13 protein-coding genes, 12 tRNA genes, 1 rRNA gene and 1 pseudogene are annotated in these 17,706 nt (G+C 32.0%); 1 reads left to right on the top strand and 26 read right to left on the bottom strand.

Annotated elements, in window-relative coordinates:
- Positions 1-575: 575 nt before the first annotated feature.
- From ACYSNO_RS11160 to ACYSNO_RS11215, 12 genes and pseudogenes are all read right to left on the bottom strand, one after another.
- Entirely contained in the window at positions 576-2,969 is a 2,394-nt protein-coding gene (locus ACYSNO_RS11160) for an nSTAND3 domain-containing NTPase (protein WP_461731169.1), read from the bottom strand.
- Positions 2,970-3,061: 92 nt separating this feature from the next.
- On the bottom strand, positions 3,062-6,127 hold the full coding sequence (locus tag ACYSNO_RS11165) for a DEAD/DEAH box helicase (protein ID WP_461731170.1): 3,066 nt from the start codon (positions 6,125-6,127) through the stop codon (positions 3,062-3,064).
- Positions 6,124-6,936 carry a Hachiman antiphage defense system protein HamA gene (locus ACYSNO_RS11170; protein WP_461731171.1) on the bottom strand — a complete coding sequence of 271 codons (813 nt, stop codon included), beginning with the start codon at positions 6,934-6,936 and terminating at the stop codon, positions 6,124-6,126. The genes ACYSNO_RS11165 and ACYSNO_RS11170 overlap by 4 nt, the downstream gene beginning before the upstream one ends.
- Before the next feature lie 57 nt (positions 6,937-6,993).
- On the bottom strand, positions 6,994-7,866 hold the full coding sequence (locus ACYSNO_RS11175; RefSeq protein WP_461731172.1) for a hypothetical protein: 873 nt from the start codon (positions 7,864-7,866) through the stop codon (positions 6,994-6,996).
- Positions 7,867-7,952: 86 nt separating this feature from the next.
- The gene (locus ACYSNO_RS11180; protein ID WP_461731173.1) at positions 7,953-9,920 is read right to left on the bottom strand and encodes a hypothetical protein; all 1,968 of its coding nucleotides are present in this window, start codon (positions 9,918-9,920) and stop codon (positions 7,953-7,955) included.
- A gap of 187 nt (positions 9,921-10,107) precedes the next feature.
- On the bottom strand, positions 10,108-10,728 hold the full coding sequence (locus tag ACYSNO_RS11185; RefSeq protein WP_461731174.1) for a site-specific integrase: 621 nt from the start codon (positions 10,726-10,728) through the stop codon (positions 10,108-10,110).
- A gap of 90 nt (positions 10,729-10,818) precedes the next feature.
- Positions 10,819-11,085 carry a tyrosine-type recombinase/integrase gene (locus ACYSNO_RS11190; RefSeq protein ID WP_461731175.1) on the bottom strand — a complete coding sequence of 89 codons (267 nt, stop codon included), beginning with the start codon at positions 11,083-11,085 and terminating at the stop codon, positions 10,819-10,821.
- Between the two features lie 74 nt (positions 11,086-11,159).
- Positions 11,160-11,807 (bottom strand): abortive infection family protein, encoded by a 648-nt coding sequence (locus ACYSNO_RS11195; protein ID WP_461731176.1) that lies wholly within the window; start codon positions 11,805-11,807, stop codon positions 11,160-11,162.
- Positions 11,801-11,995, bottom strand: coding sequence for a hypothetical protein (locus ACYSNO_RS11200; protein WP_461731177.1), 195 nt, complete (start codon positions 11,993-11,995; stop codon positions 11,801-11,803). Before ACYSNO_RS11200 ends, ACYSNO_RS11195 begins: the two co-directional genes overlap by 7 nt.
- Before the next feature lie 114 nt (positions 11,996-12,109).
- Positions 12,110-12,298, bottom strand: coding sequence for a helix-turn-helix domain-containing protein (locus tag ACYSNO_RS11205; RefSeq protein WP_461731178.1), 189 nt, complete (start codon positions 12,296-12,298; stop codon positions 12,110-12,112).
- A gap of 36 nt (positions 12,299-12,334) precedes the next feature.
- Positions 12,335-12,742 (bottom strand): annotated as a pseudogene (locus ACYSNO_RS11210) (sigma-70 family RNA polymerase sigma factor).
- Between the two features lie 61 nt (positions 12,743-12,803).
- The gene (locus tag ACYSNO_RS11215) at positions 12,804-13,079 is read right to left on the bottom strand and encodes a hypothetical protein (protein WP_461731179.1); all 276 of its coding nucleotides are present in this window, start codon (positions 13,077-13,079) and stop codon (positions 12,804-12,806) included.
- Between the two features lie 437 nt (positions 13,080-13,516).
- Between ACYSNO_RS11215 and ACYSNO_RS11220 the strand changes: the two genes are divergently transcribed.
- Positions 13,517-14,797 (top strand): ISL3 family transposase, encoded by a 1,281-nt coding sequence (locus ACYSNO_RS11220; RefSeq protein WP_461731180.1) that lies wholly within the window; start codon positions 13,517-13,519, stop codon positions 14,795-14,797.
- Positions 14,798-14,891: 94 nt separating this feature from the next.
- Here ACYSNO_RS11220 and ACYSNO_RS11225 read toward each other — a convergent pair whose 3' ends face one another.
- From ACYSNO_RS11225 to rrf, 14 genes are all read right to left on the bottom strand, one after another.
- Positions 14,892-16,187: an ISL3 family transposase gene (locus ACYSNO_RS11225; protein WP_461731182.1), complete on the bottom strand. Its 1,296-nt coding sequence runs from the start codon at positions 16,185-16,187 to the stop codon at positions 14,892-14,894.
- A 280-nt stretch (positions 16,188-16,467) separates the two neighbouring features.
- Positions 16,468-16,551: transfer RNA gene (locus ACYSNO_RS11230), tRNA-Leu, on the bottom strand.
- 11 nt (positions 16,552-16,562) lie between these two features.
- A tRNA-Cys gene (locus tag ACYSNO_RS11235) sits at positions 16,563-16,634 on the bottom strand.
- A gap of 32 nt (positions 16,635-16,666) precedes the next feature.
- A tRNA-Gln gene (locus ACYSNO_RS11240) sits at positions 16,667-16,738 on the bottom strand.
- A gap of 8 nt (positions 16,739-16,746) precedes the next feature.
- A tRNA-His gene (locus ACYSNO_RS11245) sits at positions 16,747-16,819 on the bottom strand.
- A 2-nt stretch (positions 16,820-16,821) separates the two neighbouring features.
- Positions 16,822-16,895 (bottom strand) — tRNA-Trp (locus ACYSNO_RS11250).
- Positions 16,896-16,914: 19 nt separating this feature from the next.
- Positions 16,915-16,995 (bottom strand) — tRNA-Tyr (locus tag ACYSNO_RS11255).
- A 4-nt stretch (positions 16,996-16,999) separates the two neighbouring features.
- Positions 17,000-17,072 (bottom strand) — tRNA-Phe (locus tag ACYSNO_RS11260).
- A gap of 34 nt (positions 17,073-17,106) precedes the next feature.
- Positions 17,107-17,180 (bottom strand) — tRNA-Asp (locus ACYSNO_RS11265).
- A gap of 2 nt (positions 17,181-17,182) precedes the next feature.
- Positions 17,183-17,255, bottom strand: a tRNA-Val gene (locus ACYSNO_RS11270).
- 17 nt (positions 17,256-17,272) lie between these two features.
- Positions 17,273-17,344: transfer RNA gene (locus ACYSNO_RS11275), tRNA-Glu, on the bottom strand.
- 13 nt (positions 17,345-17,357) lie between these two features.
- A tRNA-Ser gene (locus ACYSNO_RS11280) sits at positions 17,358-17,446 on the bottom strand.
- A 46-nt stretch (positions 17,447-17,492) separates the two neighbouring features.
- Positions 17,493-17,566, bottom strand: a tRNA-Asn gene (locus tag ACYSNO_RS11285).
- 13 nt (positions 17,567-17,579) lie between these two features.
- Positions 17,580-17,695: ribosomal RNA gene (gene rrf, locus ACYSNO_RS11290) — 5S ribosomal RNA — on the bottom strand.
- Between the last annotated feature and the right edge of the window lie 11 nt (positions 17,696-17,706).

A 17,706-nucleotide genomic window follows, 5' to 3' on the forward strand; every position in this document is an offset into this window, starting at 1 on the left:
TAATCCATCAAGTACAAAAGAAGGATAGACAAACAACCTCAAAACAAAGTCTCGCAGCATCACACGCTTTTTCTCGAACGCTTCCCTCCCCCGAACACGTGCTCTTAAGCATCCTCAAGGAGAGTCTACGATTCAACAATGCTCTGTTCAAACCAAAATAAGCAAGGATCGATTTCAGGGGTAAAAGTATGTATTATTCCTTGAATCTAGCGGTAGAAAGCCTTACAAAACACAAATAAGCCACTATATAATCGAATAGTGGCTTACAGGTAGCTACTAGTTTCATTTTTAAAAATAAAAAAAGTACATCCAACGCTTAGAAACGTTGATGTACTTAGTACCGGCGGCCGGGGTCGAACCGGCACGATCGTGAGATCACTGGATTTTGAGTAGGACCTGCATAGTACGTTTGAGGCTGTTTAGCCTAATTTAAAAGGGTTTTGACATGTTTTAAATAGTTTGAATTTGCTTGAATTGTGAGATATTGGCATGTTTGTGGCATACTGGCTTTTTTCAAAAATAGTTCAATTATTAGTTATTTAATCTAAATAACTACTCTCTGTCGTATCACTATTTCAATTATCCATTTTTCGTTGAAATATGGAATCTATATTATTTACTGATTGATTTTCCTTAATGCCATAATTAATTTTTTTTGCTTCATCTAAACCTATATATGTATCTTCTTCTAAGCTTATATCTAAAGATTCCAGTACATCATCTCCAGAAATATTTACTATTTCTGAATTGTCTATTATAGTAGCAATGTGATCCCACTCAATAAAATCGATATTCTTCAAAAAATAACTGGCTTCTTTATACAGAAACTCTTTTACAAGTTCTTTCAAATCTTCTTCAATACTATAAGTATCATAATCAACTTCTCCAGAAGAATCGAAATCTGCATATTCAATTACAATATTTTCTACTTCTGATTCATCTACTACATCTAATAATTGAAAACTATCAAGCCATGATTTAACTATTTCTCCTACAATATTTTGAATTTGCTTAATGTAGTCTTTTATGTTTCCAAGATGCATAACTTTTCTTTTGTGAAGATATTTCCAAAGGGAATTAATTACAACACCTACTTCACTTATCTCAATTTCTAACAGACAGCTTTTTAACAAATTATAATCTTTTAGAATTGTCTCAACCTCATAAAATCTATACAAATCTTCGTTTTCCAAAAGTGTGATAAAGATGGTTTTAAATATTTTTTCATTCCCATAACTTTTTGCAATTTCTGGATTGAAATTAACCAAAAATGAGTGAATATATTTTCTATAAGCTTTTCTCTTTATAGAAGAAGAGACAGAGAAGATTGTGATGATGAAAACTGCCTCCTCAAAAGTTTTAAAACTCAAATTTAAGATTTCTTGAGTCTGTATTAATTTCAACATTACTATGTTTACTTCAGAGCTTTCCGGATAACACCTCTTCAATTGTTCGAAATATAGAATGTTTTTCCGAATATTTTCTAACTCTAATTTATTTGAATAAAACTTCTTATACATATAATCATTAACAGATGGATTAGAGACCGAGATCTGTTTTTTCCCATGACTATCAACAATTGATATCATAGACCCATTTAACCTAGCAATAACTAATTCAAAATGATCAATGCTTGTATCTAAATCATTAATCAAAAGAAGTCTTTTCTCAAAACTTCTTCTCAAAGCATCATAATCCACAAAATTGTCCGTTAATGAGTATAATGTATACATAAAATATCTATCAATTTTAGTCAGTCTTCTAATAAATTCTTCTTCCCAAATGCTATCAGGATAATTCAATTTATTTATTACTTCCGAATAATATTGTAATGGATCTAACTTCAAATAAAATTTTTTTCTAGTAACGTATTCGATTATTCGTGGAGTATAATTAGGATGGTCTATTATATTGTAGTATCTTTCTCCTCGTTTAATTTCCTTAAAATATATTTCTGGAAGTTTTTGTGCCGAAAAATGATTGTATAAAATTCTGGCTTTATCAAATTTACTTAATTCATCAACATTGATTATATATTTTTTTATCTTATTTCCTTCATCCAAATACTCAAAATTGAGTGATCGTGATTTTGCTTCATTATATATAGTAATTCTAGAATTCATAATTAACAGTTTATTCGGATGCATTCTTACATAATCAATCAAGGAAATCAATTCACTCTCTATTGACTGATTCAAATTGAAATAATATTGTCCAAGACAATCATCCAGTAAAATTATTTCTTTTAAATCAGAGTCGACACTCAAAGATTTCTTAATATCGGATATATTTCCATTAGTTGTATACCTTGCTCTATATCCTTTATCTACCATTTTGAGTAATAACATCTTAGATGTCATTGTCTTACCTACACCAGGAGCTCCTATCAACATAAGGATTCTGTTTTTTTCTAAAAAGACTTGACTCCTATCAAAAATTCTCGTTTGTACATATAAATTTTTTTCTTCTTCAATTGTTGCAAATAATGACTCACAATCAATAAATAAATTATGATTATTCATTTGAGAAAGTATTTCAGAAGAATGCAGCCAGAGTTTAAAATGCTTTCTTACAATATCACTGTTCTCTTCTTTTTGGAGAAAGTCTTCTATCTCATTTAAAGTAACAATATTTTCAGTTGATCGCATGTAATTTGGGAATAACGAATAAATATCTTGAATATTTTGATTCGTTAACTTCTTACTTATACAGATGTAATATTGATTAGGTTTCTTCTTAGCAACCTTTTCTACTTCATTCTCCATAGATTTTCTTAAACTAGAAAAAGAACTTTGAATGTAGTGTTTAACTTGTACAATGTTCTTTTGAGGTACAAAATTATCACCAAGATCAACACCACCATCTCTTCCTCTAGAATAGACACGCAAAGTAGTTTTTAGTTTACGCTCCATAATATCTTTACACAATTCTTCAAACTCTACATCATTTAAGCTAGAATAATTAAACATTTTCAAATACACCTCTATCGCGACTGTCATTTCTAGAAATAAAAACACATATATTAAGCTCTAACCTGTTATAGCGATTTATAGATAATCAATTAATTTCTCGTATATTGTTCTACTTTTTTACTATAATACATTGGGTAATCTTCTAACTCCCATAGAATATCTTCTGAAAAAGCATTGACTACTGTAGAAAAAGTAATATCAGTAGTTTCTGGATTTCCTAATAAATTGCTAATAACAGCTGCTATCCTTCTATCATTCACGATTTTTTCACAAAAACTTATACAAAACCAACTATCAACACCATACTTTAACATTTTTTGTATCTTTTTAATTCTTTCAGCTAGCAACTCATTCTCCTCTGTAACCCCATCTACAATCGTCCCGATGAACAACGTTAAATCATAAGATATAGTTTTACTTAGCAGTTTTTCTACCTTCAAAATATCTGATTCACCAAGACTTTCTCGAATCTCTATTACACTTTTTTTAGATATCCAATAGTCCATTATACTTAGGTAGGTCTCTATATCATAGTCAAGTCGAGTCCCATAAATTTCGTAAAACAGAGTAAAAACCTCTCTGATTATTCCTTCTTCACTAAGAAATGTCAATTCAAATTCATTTTCATCTAACCAATTAATTATCCTGGTAGAAACATCAAACCCATACAAACTTTTTGCAAAATAATATTTGTTTCCTTCATTTAAAATTCTATCTACCTTACTCGCAACAGAATGGAAAATTGATTCCAATAATTCTTCTTGCTCTGACGAAGACAAGTAGAATGCAAATGTATTTTTCAATAGCTCATTTACTTCGCTGTAAAAATCACTGCTATCACTCATATCAGCATATATAAAAGACAGATAGTTTTCTAACGAATCAATGATTAGAAATAGATTATCTAAGTAGCTTTGTATTTTATTTTTTGCCATTTCTGTCAGATTAGCGGGCCCATTAGAATACATATTTCTAATTCTCACTTTCCAATCTTGTTCTTCCAAGTAGAACTGAGTAAATACTCTATGAAAAGTATCATAAGAAAGTTTATTTACACCATAATTTGGAGAGTAGCTCTCCACAAGAAGTAAGATATTACTCTTACATTCCTCCATTGAACTACCCGAGAAAGCTCTTCTACTCTCCTTCCAAATATTACGATTTCTAAAATCACTTTTTCTATTACTATATAGATTTTCATTTGTTAACAGTATGCTTCCTTCAGTATAAATACCTGATCGTGCTGTTCGACCAATTAAATTTGTTATTTTTCGATTTTCCATTTTGGCTGTTCCTTGAGATAAAGAGTAAATAAGTAAATATTTCAAAGGAATATTTACTCCTTCCGCTAAAGTAGAAGTACAGATTACTGCTTTAACATCGCCTTTTTTCATTGCATGTTCAATAGATTCACGAACACCATCATTTAAATTAGAATAGTGAGGAAATATACCTAAAGTTGCAGCTCTAGTATATATGTTATCTTCTCCATAATGAAGTTCAAACAAATTTTTAAATCTTCTTACTTCTTCAATACTTGCTCCATTTAAAAAGTTGTTAAGGTTATATCCTCTACTTTCAATCGCTATCATTCTATCTATTATTGGTTTTATTGATGCAGGCTGCCCAACAAAAATAGCTGTTCCACCATTCACAACTAACCTATTGGAGAAATATATGCATAGATCTCTCCGCCTGTCTTCATCTATTCTTTTTCTAGGAAAAAACCATTTTAAAAAGCTGTTATTATTAATATTTAAGTCAATAGTTTCGACCACACTTGGTACAAAAAATGATTCCTCATAAACATCACCAGGTTCAAAATAATGAATTTGTGCCGTTTCACTAAGATAACCAACCGATTTTTCTGATGTTTCGATTTCTTTTGCATTTACTATCAGATCATCATTATCAAATAACCATGTAGAAATATCATCAGAATTTGATAGAATTGCTGAAAAGAGTATCAACTGGCTTTCTTGATGGGACATTCTTTTTATATCCGTGATTAGCAGTTCATAATTAACCCCTCTAGAACTATCATCAAAAAGATGTGCTTCATCGAAAATAAAAAGATCAATTACATCAATAAACTGTGGCTCATGTCTTAAAATAAACGCAAATTTTTCTGGAGTAGACACAATAATATTTCTTGAAACCACATCAAAAATTTTATCTTCCTGATATACATCAGTAAATTTTGTTACCTTTACCTCTTTAAAAGAATTAAAAGCTTGCTTAATATCCATAACGATTTCATTACAAAGGGCTCTTAAGGGAGCAATTATTACTAAATTTCTTTTCCCTTGAATAAATAATTTCGAATAGACAATTAATTCAAAGCTTTTCGTTTTCCCCACACCAGTTGGCAATGGAATCACACAATTTCCGTTCATTAGCACATTTTTTTCTACAATTATTTTTTGCGCCGGCCATAAAAAATGAATACTCTTTTTTAAAAGTAAATACGGTTTCCAATCAGATGATTGAGCATCGGACCATTTTGGAAGAACTTCCCATGCTGAATATTCCTTTGCCAATATAAGTATTGGACAAAAAAAATCAAGATAGGTAACATCATAGTAATCATCTGAAAGTAGTTTTAATCTCCTGAAGTCTTCAAATTTTGAAACAATATCAGAAAAAGGAGCTCCTTTAAAATAATGTTGCTCAACAGATTCAATAAACTCATTTGAGATATCATCAAGATAATCAAATTCTTCATTTAATCTGTTAAATAGAAGAACAAATAAAACTCTATATATTATCTTCTCAATATCACTATTAAGTTCATGTTTTTCTATTTTCCCTAGCAGAACTTTTGCACTTCCAAAATTCTCTATACAAAAATAAGCAATTGTTCCCAGTAATAGAAGGCTTGAATCAACAGTGGAGATTTCCTTTGCTTGAACCGTATACTCATAGTACTGGGCAACAACCTTCAAATCATCCTTTGAGATACTAGCTAACTTGTCGTATTCATTAGATTCTATATCTTCACAATACTTTGACAATGTATAAACAGTAGAGAAAACTAAATCTGAAGAATTTAATATAAAATTAGGATACTTTTCTTTCTCCACACCAAATTCTTCTAGCTTGGCTTTTGTTTTCTCATACTTTAACATTCTTAGAGATCTTTCTGAAAAAATCATTCTATGCACCTCTCATAAACTTCATGAACTAAGTCCATCATTTTATCACAGTGGATAAGAAAAACGCTATCAATTTTTTCTAGCTTTATTTCATCTTTATCAGTAAAGTTAATTTTTACTTTTTCTCCTATCTCACCTCTACTAATAGCAGCTGCTGCAATTAATCGAAGTTTATAATCATTTTCAGACTTTCTTTGAAATCTTGCAATTCTATCTGATTCATCATTTTTTCCCATAGTTTTTAACTTTTTTCTATAGTAATTGAGAGTAATTGAAGCTCTCAACTCATCTTTTATTGAATGTTCAATTGCTTCAGTTACTTTCGAATAACTTGAACTTGTTGCGCCCATTTTAGATTCAATCGCAAGTAACTCATCTTCATTTGTCGGTGTATAATCATCTTGTTGAAATTTATAAGCTAATATATCAGTTCCTTGTTCACTTTGTGTTGGAGTTGCTCTATTATATTGCTTGCATCTTGGAACTTCAAAACCTTTAATAAATTCAAGTAAATCTGAAAAGATTATCTCCCCAAAGTCGGCTGATCTCATGGCAGGTCCCTTTACCATTTCTCTTTGAGGAATAACAAGTTCTCTAAGATAGCTTTCTTTGCTCATTTGCGTTGAATTTATTGACTCTTCTAAATCTTCATCTGATTCATAATGCCTTCTTATATGTTTTGCCCAAGCATTTATTGTCACATCATCTTTTATATCATATTCTAGCTTATAACATTCTACTTTTTTTCCATCTCTAATTTCTATACTCGGCTCACTTACTAGCCAAGTAATATAATTTGGTATATTCATAGTTCACTCCTTTCCAGCCAAGTTTGTCAATCAAATAATTTCCTTTACTTCTTAAATCTATTTAAACAAATCATCTGGATCACAAATATCTCTATTTATTTCAGATTTTAAGACTTCTTCGGTTTCTTTATCAATCGTTTCAATTGCTCCTGTTACAGTCAAAAAACGATAGGTTGCTGCATTTTCACTCAAAACAGTATTCACCTGTATATTATTAATCACTTTTGGAATAGAATCATATTTTCTGTTAGATTGCTTTTGAACATTACTACTTAAGCTTCCACGAATAAAGCTATTAAGCATTAACCTATCATCAGAAACCGTAGATATCTCAGCTGCATTTTCATTCTGAATATCTATGTACTTATTATATTCTACTTGATATTTATCATAAATATCCTGAAGTATTTTTACTACTCTTTTTAATTCCCCAGTTCCAATATCTCCGGTCAAAATTTCCTTTGCCATTTCAAATTTTTTTGTTAGTTCACTGTTTTCTAATTTGCGATATCTAAATTCTAAATCATTCAATTTTATTCTCAATTTTTCTTGAGTTTCATCTATAGTATCTGAAATCTTCTGAATTAATTTGCTAATCTCATCTTTTTGCCTATTTAATTTTCTTTTCTCAAAATCATTTAGTTTTCTATCACCATGCAGTAATTTATCATGACAATTAATTCCAACTTTCAGCAGTCTATCTGTCTGTCTTTCTCTTACAATGTAAACGTGGTTAATCCCATTATTGGGGTTAGCATGAGAACAGTTTTTATAATCACAACCCGTTTTTTTACTTTCATAAACATAACGAACAAGCTCCCATTCATCAGAAGACATTGTATTATAAATATTCTTAAGCTGCTCCTCTAACTTGATAGGAAACTGTAATAGATATTCTAATTGTAAACTTTCATTAAATTCTGGATGCACTAATTCTCACTCCTTCAAATAAGCCAAAGTATTTTAACGTATTTTCATCTAAAAAAAGTATTGTGTTATATTGCAACTTACTATCCTTAAAATTCTTTAATAAATTGTTTAAATGCATCTTCCATTTTTTTATGATCAATGTTCAAATTATTCATATTTAGAAATCGACTAGGGATTTCTTTGCTATATCGAGTTATTTTCATATTATCTATTTTATGTTCTCGTCTTTTTAGATAATGTTCCATAAATCTTAATGACGGAGGATCGGATAAAAAATACTTAATTTTGGCTGCTGTAAGATTACCTTCAAAATCCCAACGATTTTTCTTGGCATAAATATTCATATCAGTATCTCTTATTACTGGAGGGTTTCGAAATAGAAATGCATTGAAAGCTGCTTCATCAATTACATACATTCCATCAAAATATCCCGCCATACCTAAAGTCGATGAAGTTATAAAGATTCTAACAAATTCTGTAATTTCAACAGAATTTGATATATTAAGTTTTTGTTTAACATATTCTTGATTTTCTTCAAAAAAACCTGCATTCTTTTTGAATTTATCAATTTCATTGATAATTTTCGCATTTGTTTTTGCGTGATCTTTAACGGTATAAGGAGGTACAATTGACTTACACTCCAAAATGAACATAGTTCTATTCAAAACAAAAACTAGATCTGTCTCATAATTTTCTTTATTTTTATTATCTTTAACATGTGCAGCAATTCTGTGCGCATTGATATTGTGCAACTTCAATTTTTTTTGTAATCTTTTTTCAAACGCATTTCCTTTAAAATTTATTTGGAGGTTTTTATGAGATAATAAAGAAACTAGGGCTATTTCAGCTGAAAGGTCAAACACAATACTTGGTATAAGAACTAACTGATCTTTAAATAGAATCAAAGGGTTATCAATTAAGTCTTTTGACTCTTTATCAAAAATAAACATATTTATTATTTGCTTTGCTTCTTCAAAAGTAATATCACTATTGTATTTAATCAATTGCTTTCTCCACCACTGAATTGGCTTCACTACACAGAGCTCATTTAATTGATTTATCTCTTTTCTTGTTTTTAATTTTTTTGCAGCCTGTTCTCTAATAAAAAAGTAAGCACTGATCCATTTAATAATCGAAACCCCAAGAATTTCAGTATTCAAATTTTCTATTCCAAAAATCCGCTTACAATGTTGCAATGACAAATATTCACTTCTTTTTCCTATTCTTGAAAATTTGATATTTCTTCTATTTAAATCTGAAGTTATACTGTCATTTAAACTTTCAAGATAATTTTTTTCTCTAAAATTTGAAATTAAAACCGTCTTATCGAAATTCTTATCAACGATTTCAACAACATAACCGTCAGTATTTTTCTCAATATTTACGTCTGAAAATCTAAAGTACTCTACTACATCTGTCATTTCGTCCCAGTGAGAGTTCAATCCAAAATGTCTACTTGCAATTTTTGTGTCTTGATCAGAATAGATTTTTGAAGATACATTGAATGGGATATTTTCAAATAAAAAAAATTTGATTACATTGGAAACAAATCCAATATATGCATCATATGTATTAGCTCTATTTTCTAAATTGTCTCTTCCATCACTAAACTCAACATTAGGATTAAAAATATTGGAAAGTTCTTTCATTATCAGTTCTGCTGAAACAACTAAAAGACAACCATCTAGTTTTTGATTAGTTTGATGGTTTAAAAAATAATTTTCCCTAAACTCAAAAAAATCTTCCATCATTTCATTTATACATACAACCTTCTTCTTGTAGTCTCTCCAATAAATTAACTCTTCTGAATTCGCTTCTTTTTCAATAAAGTCTGATAATTTATCAAATATGAGTTTCTTTTTTCTCCCTTGTCTTCCAGCTGAATTGAGATCTGTTACGAATGGTGAAATTTTGAGAATATCACAGAATTCTCTCATTTCAACATTCTCATAAATGTTCTTCAATTCATTAAACACTGTATTAGTATTCTTTGAAAAATTAATTAGGTCTTCGTATCTATAAATATCAAATTTCTGATTATATTGACTATACACTTTTTATTTCCTCCATAAAATTATTTTTAGGACAATTGGGAATTCAGTTCGGCCACATCAATTTATATTAGTTATATTCATTATACCAAGCAACTCATCATTTAATCATCAAATATATGCAAAAAATAAATAATAAAAGACAAATACAAAATTGTACTCGCCTTTTTACTAAACATACAAAAGTTCCTTAATACAATGAATCCAAATTATCTGCCAGTTTTCGTTGTTTACTGGGATATAGATGACCATAAATATCATAGGTTGTTTGAATGGAAGCATGTCCCAATCGCTCCTTTATAATGTATGGTTTCTCTTCTTGATGAATCAGCAAAGCTACATGAGAGTGTCTAAAATCATGAATGCGAATCCATTTTAAACCTGGATCTCGCTTTAAGTTGCCATCATACTTTTTTCTTAACCTGTCAGCATCAATTATTCGATACGGAGTTTCTTCGAATATTCTTACTTCCAAAATTGAGCGATTTTCCATATATTCAATCAATAGATCCGTTTGACTAGTTTTCCATTTTTCCAGCAATCCGCATAATTTATTATGAATAGCTATTACTCGATTTCCTGCTACTGTTTTTGGTTCACTAACAATTTCTTTTCCATTAAGTCTTATTACTGATTTATTCACAGTTATCTGGCCATGAGCAAAATCGATATCTCGCCATTTTAGTGCCAGTAGTTCCCCTTTTCGCATTCCTGTAAAAAAGGCAAGATGAAAAAATAGACGAAATACTTTTTCATTTTCTTTAAATAATTGGTCAAATAGTAAAAAGTCATCCAAAGTCCAGTAGTTCATTCTCTTTTGTTTTACTGGTAATTTTTTTATTAGTCGGCACGGATTGTCAGGAAGTATATTTTGTCGAATTGCTACATCTATAATCTTTTTTTAAAGAATCATGATTTTATTGATGTAATTATTAGATAATGCTTTACTTCTCAATGATTCTCGAAAAATAATTAATACTTGATAATCTATTTCTGAAACTTGAGTATTTTTGAAGTATTTCTTGATATGTGCGTCAAACATATATTGTTGTGTGGCTATGTAACTTTCTTTTCGCTCTCTTTTTTGATCTTCAACTAATAAAATTCCAAATAGTAAATCAATGTTACATTCTACAGGTAATTTTTGATTTAATAGTGTAACTCTCAATAGATTCTCTATATCTATCGCTTTTTGCTTACTAAGAATGTTTTTCCGAACAATTCTTTATTATTTCAAATACACTAATTCAATTTGAAGTCTTTTTGTAAATCTACTCTTTCAATTTCCATATTGCTTTTATTTTCATATGTCTCCCAAACAAACTTAACGATTCCAATTGTCGAACTAACTACTAACCGAGCGTAACGAGCTGGTAACTCGACAAAATCCTTGCCTTTTCCATGTCCATCGCCTTTTTCATTTCTTAAATTATTAATTCCATCAATTATCTGAGTTAGACTACTTAGAATCTTTTTAACTTCTTGATTAGATTGAGCAGATACATTCTTACTAGTATCAAGATTCAAGTGCAAAAATACCTGGTTCCTCAATTCTTGAAGTGTAACGCTCGAACGATAGGGAATATTTTCATTATCTAAAATATGCTTAAAACATGATTCTAGCAGTTCTTTTGACTTACCAATCGAATCAGCTGGATGTGTTTCAATTGATTCAACCATTAACGAGATTTGTTTTTCTATATACTGACTATTAAATTTTCCAGTAAGACTTTTTGACTCTTCAGTTAAATATGAGTGATCGTTACCTAAATAATCCAAAACAAGTTTCTTAAGTTTCATTGCAATTTTATCATTTTCTTCAGTTCTATAATCTGTTGATTCAGATAAATCTTCATAATATTCAAGTAAGTCTTTTGATAAAATCAGCACTTCTTTTTCACTAGCCTCATCAATAAAACACCCAATGATTTTGCTTTGGATTGACCATATTTTTCTTGTATAGCTACTCCTACTGATTGAACAGTAAAATCATCAAATGTAGCATTAGAAAAATCTAAAACATATCCACCATTATTGAAAAAAGCTTTTATTCGATTTTTTTCTCTATTTGTCAGCATCCTAATATCCTCTCCCTACAATAACATTATACCAAGGATAGTTTGATTTTAGAATGAACGTCGTTCTCTTTACATATTAAATAGGAAGCCAACAATTTGCTGACTTCCTAATACCTATCTCACTTCAAATTTTCGAATCGCTTTGTAAAGGGCGATTAAGCATTCTTGATAGCAATCTTCATCAAAAGAATCTGATCTAAACGATACATTAATCAATAATGGCTGAAATTTCATTACGATTTCTTCAAAGGAATTATCATCCCCTGCTTTTGCTGACAATAGTAATTTTTTTAGAGATACCATAACCTCACCTTTCAATATACAATTTTAAAGTAACTATCATTTTTTTTGATTATATTCGTTTCTAATTTTTGCATAAATTCGATGTTTTAAATTAGTCACACCTTGTCGAGTTATATTTAAAGTCTTCCCTATTTCCTTTTTCCTTATCTGTTTTGCCCAACAAGAATTTTTCCAAAAGAAAAATTTGTTCTCGTTCTTTTAAATTACTATAGCAACAACAATCTTTTCATCATCCAAAACCATTGGATATCCAAAAATCAGTATAGCCGGAAGAATAACCTCCTTTGATATTTTATCTGATGAATATTCTTGAAATTTTTCAAGAAGAAGTTCATATTCTTGATAACGATGCTTCCTCTTATAATAATTGGTTGCAGTATTATGGATAACTTTTTTTATATACGTCGCAAATTGAGCTTCAATCTTTTCATGTTCAAAATTCATTGCATGTTTCCTCCTAATGAAATCATTCAAAAGGAGAAACTTACAATCGATTATTTGATGACTACTTCAATCGATATTGCCAATATCCTCTGTAAGCTTTTTCCACATTTATATTGGAATCACGATGGATTCTAGGCAAGATATTGCTTACAAAATTACTATATGTCAAGTTATAGTTATATCGCTCTAATATAAACTGAAATATTTGTCTTGTTTGAACAGGTTGTCCAGCTTCTTTCAAAAAAGATGCTATTTTCAGAGCTATATCTTGATAACTCACTATGCTAAATTTTTTTTCTTTTTTAGATAATATATACTTTTGATGCTCTATATCCATTGACCAATCATTCTTTTTCCGACAGTTATTTTTAAAATGACTATTAGATGGTTTATCTTCAAACGCTTCTAATTTCTATTTTAAATCATAATACTTTTTGGTAATTTCTCTCCTTTCCTCAATTAATAACTTCATTTGTTCATAAATAGCTTCTTTCTCATCAAATATACCCATTGTGCTTCTCCCTTCATAAGGTAGAAACAAAATATGATTGATAAATGACACAAATTTTTTGTTTAAGTATTATTAGTTAAAAATCTCAAACCTACAAATCACATTTGTTCATTTAAGATTATTCGGTTGTATAATATTTAGTGTTGATGGAAAATCTCGTCGAGATTTTTCTTCAACACTTTTTTATTTTTGACGACAAAAAGAGACCTCAAACTGATAAAATGTAGTCGACCAAAACAAACATCGATCAGGAGTGAAGCCTCATGGATAATAATACTAGAAAAATGCTTGGATTAACAGATGAAAATATCATGTTCTCTGAAAATTGGTTAGAAGAAATCGAAAGAAAAGGAAGTAAAGCTTATTTAATCAAGGGAGAACTATCTTATATCCCTCTTGCTTGCGAGAAGTGTGGGATTAAAAATCAAGGGGAAGTTGTCAAAAATGGGACGAAGACAACTCAAACACAAATGCCTTTATTTAAGAGCACCTTAACCTACCTTAAACTGAAACGCTCCCGGTTTCTTTGTCGTGCCTGTCAGAGTACTTTCATTGCACAAACACCGATTGTCGCTCGTTTTGACCATTTAGCGAAAGAACTAAAATACCAGATTCTTTTAGAACTGTCTCAAGTCAGTTCTCGAAAAGCCATTGCTGAACGTTACTTCGTCTCTGATGTTTCTGTTTTAAGAATTCAAGAAGAACTTGCAGAGACTTATCGTAAGAAGAGAAAACACTTACCTGAAGTACTATGTATTGATGAATTTAAATCAATGAAGTCCTGTGAAGGGGCAATGAGTTTTATTTGTGTAAATGGGACAAACAATCAACTATTCGACGTTTTAGAGGACCGTCGTTTGTTTCGGTTGGTTCAGTATTTCATGCGCTTTCCTCGTGAACAACGTTTAAATGTCCGATATTTAGTGATGGATATGAATGGGTGCTATCCTCAATTACTCAAAACCGTTTTTCTGAACGCAGAGATTGTCACCGATCGCTTTCACATTGTCCAACAAATCACTCGCGCCTTTAACCAATTACGAATTAAAACGATGAATCGTTTCAATACATCAAACTCTGAAGATAAGAAAAAATATCGTCGACTGAAACGTTACTGGAAGCTGCTTCTAATGGATTCTGCCACTTTCGAAAAACAAAAAATCAGTTATCATTTTCTCTTCAAACGCCATCTCTATCCACAAGATATTATTGATGAGTTACTCAATTACGATATAACGCTACGCCTTGCTTATGAGAGTGTCCAACTTCTACACTATCATCGAAAGGAGAAGGATTCGGTTTCTTTTTTCAATGTGATACAAACATTAGACTCTCGCTTACCTCAGTGGTTCAAGAAGAAGCTACGCTTTTTAAAGAAGTATAAGCAAGGTATCAAGAACGCTTTTGACTTAGATTACTCGAATGGTGTGACCGAAGGTTTAAACAATAAGATTAAAGTCATTAAGAGAGTCTCCTACGGTTATCGAAATTTTTATCATCTTCGCGATCGTATTTACATTATTCAAGGATTAATTTATCAATAGAAAGCAAAAAAGGCTCATTGTCAATAGGGACTGATGATTAAAACTTGAAAGATATCTGTTAGAGTCGAATGACGACTAACAGGTATCTTTTTTGTTATTTTATTTTTATGAGTCCTTCCGTTAAAAATATCCGTGTTTTCATATTATGAAACGATTTAAAACCATAGGAGGCACGTTTCAACGTCTTAATATGCGTGTTTTTTGCTTCAAGTTTTCCATTTGAGTAAGAGTAAATCAAATTGTTTCGAATCCCCTCTTGATAAGAAAGTAGGTTTTCAAAGGTTGTTCTTAATTCAGAATCAAGTGTATCAGGCAAATTGAAAAGTTGTTCAAAAAACAGGGGATGATTCTTCTTTTTGAAAGAGCCGATTAAATTCTGGAACACACGATAGGCAAGGCCTAGAGATTCAGAAAAGGAAACTAAACGATGAACCATCATCGATTCAGTCAATAATGGGAACTTCGAAGTAGGAAAGCTCCGCCAAGCTTTGTATTCTGAATGATTGATATTATCCTCGTTTTTAAGATACTTTCGCCAATTGGCTTTCATTTTATTCGCTTCACTGACTTTTTTTTCTCCCAAAAGCTTCTTCATTTCACGGACGCGAAATTGATTGAATGCGCGATTTAAATGTTGGACAACGTGAAAACGATCAATCACTAATTCCGCATTTTTAAAGACCTTTGGAATAAGTTCAAAATAAGCGGCGTTCATATCGGTGACTAGGAACTTGACTTGTTCTGGATTGGTATAACGGGAAAAATGAGAAACTAAAAAAGGAAGTTTTCGACTCGATAAAATCGTGACGAGTTCGCCTGATTCTCCGTCTGCGCAAATAAAACTCATCTTGTCTTCAATTGAAGTGTGAGATCGGAACTCATCAACCATAAGCACTTTGGGCAACGTCTTAAATCCTTGATCTGGCAAGTATGGCGTTAACCCTTGCAGGATTCTTATAACAGATGTTATTGAAATGTGACATAATTGTGCAATTAACGTCATTGAAATTCGTTCTTTTAGTAACTCGATGACTTTGAACTGTATTTGTTTTGAGATTTGGCAACGTGCATTGACAAAATAAGATTGTGCCGTCCAATGACTCTCACAATTCTTACAAAAATAGCGTTGTTTCGCTAGCTTTAAGATGGTTGGCATCTGGTTATAGGCATTTAATCGGGTCATTGATACTTTACTCCCATTTTTAACAATGGTTTGTTTTCCTGCACTATCCAAGGGGGGGAATCCACATGTTGGACAGTGGTGTACTTCAGGGGAAAGTTTTCCTTCCATTATAAGCGTTTTCTTATTTTTATATTGTTCGTAATCCACTTTTGAAATGTGAAGACTTTTCTCTATAATTCCGAGCATTTTTTTGATATCATGAGATATAGACATATCGTTCCCTCCAATTGGTTTTGTGTAGTGACTCAATCATATCAGGGAATGGTATGTTTTTTTATGTTTAAAACAAAAAAGGGCCTGATTGATTCATTTCTGAATCATCAGTCCCATAAATTATAGAGCCGCAAAAAATCGGCAGAGTTTTCTCCACCGATTTCTACGACATATTTGATTCATTTTGAGTCCATCAACACTATTTGACGAACAACCTTTCATTTTTAAAAACAAAAAAAGTACATCCAACGCTTAGAAACGTTGATGTACTTAGTACCGATGGCCGGGGTCGAACCGGCACGCCCTTGCGGGCACAGGATTTTGAGTCCAGCGCGTCTGCCAATTCCGCCACACCGGCAAATAATTAAAAGGCGGTAACCGGATTTGAACCGATGATAAAGGTTTTGCAGACCTCTGCCTTACCAACTTGGCTATACCGCCATGATATAATACGTTGGGTTTTGAATAAAAAACTGGGGTAGCTGGATTCGAACCAACGCATGAGGGAGTCAAAGTCCCTTGCCTTACCGCTTGGCTATACCCCAATAAAAAAGGCGAACGAGGGGAATCGAACCCCCGAGTGTCGGAGCCACAATCCGATGCGTTAACCACTTCGCCACGATCGCCATGGCAGGGACAGTAGGAATCGAACCCACACTAACGGTTTTGGAGACCGTTGTTCTACCGTTAAACTATGTCCCTATATTAAAATTTCAAAAAATGGAGGAGAGTGGATTCGAACCACTGAACCCGAAGGAACGGATTTACAGTCCGTCGCGTTTAGCCACTTCGCTACTCCTCCATAATGGCGCGAGACGGAATCGAACCGCCGACACATGGAGCTTCAATCCATTGCTCTACCAACTGAGCTACCGAGCCAATACAAAGTATTTATTATTTAATTATAATAAAACGGTCTGGACGGGACTCGAACCCGCGACCTCCTGCGTGACAGGCAGGCATTCTAACCAACTGAACTACCAAACCAATGGGGGTTAACGGGTTCGAACCGCTGACCCTCTGCTTGTAAGGCAGATGCTCTCCCAGCTGAGCTAAACCCCCATTATAATTTAAAACAATGATCCGTACGGGATTCGAACCCGTGTTACCGCCGTGAAAGGGCGGTGTCTTAACCGCTTGACCAACGGACCATTTTAAAACTTACGGAGAGTAAGGGATTTGAACCCTTGAGACAGCGTAAACCATCTACATGATTTCCAATCATGCTCCTTCGGCCACTCGGACAACTCTCCAGGCTTTAAAGAAGCAATTTTACTCTTCTTTTTCTCATATTGAGAACTCCGGCAGTAGGACTCGAACCTACGACATCATGATTAACAGTCATGCGCTACTACCAACTGAGCTATGCCGGAATAAGATACAACAGCGTGGCGACGTCCTGCTCTCACAAAGGGAAACCCTTCACTACAATCGGCGCTAAGAAGCTTAACTTCTGTGTTCGGCATGGGTACAGGTGTATCCTTCTCGCTATCGCCACCACACTATTTAATTG

It is taken from the genome of Enterococcus sp. LJL98, assembly GCF_054871745.1.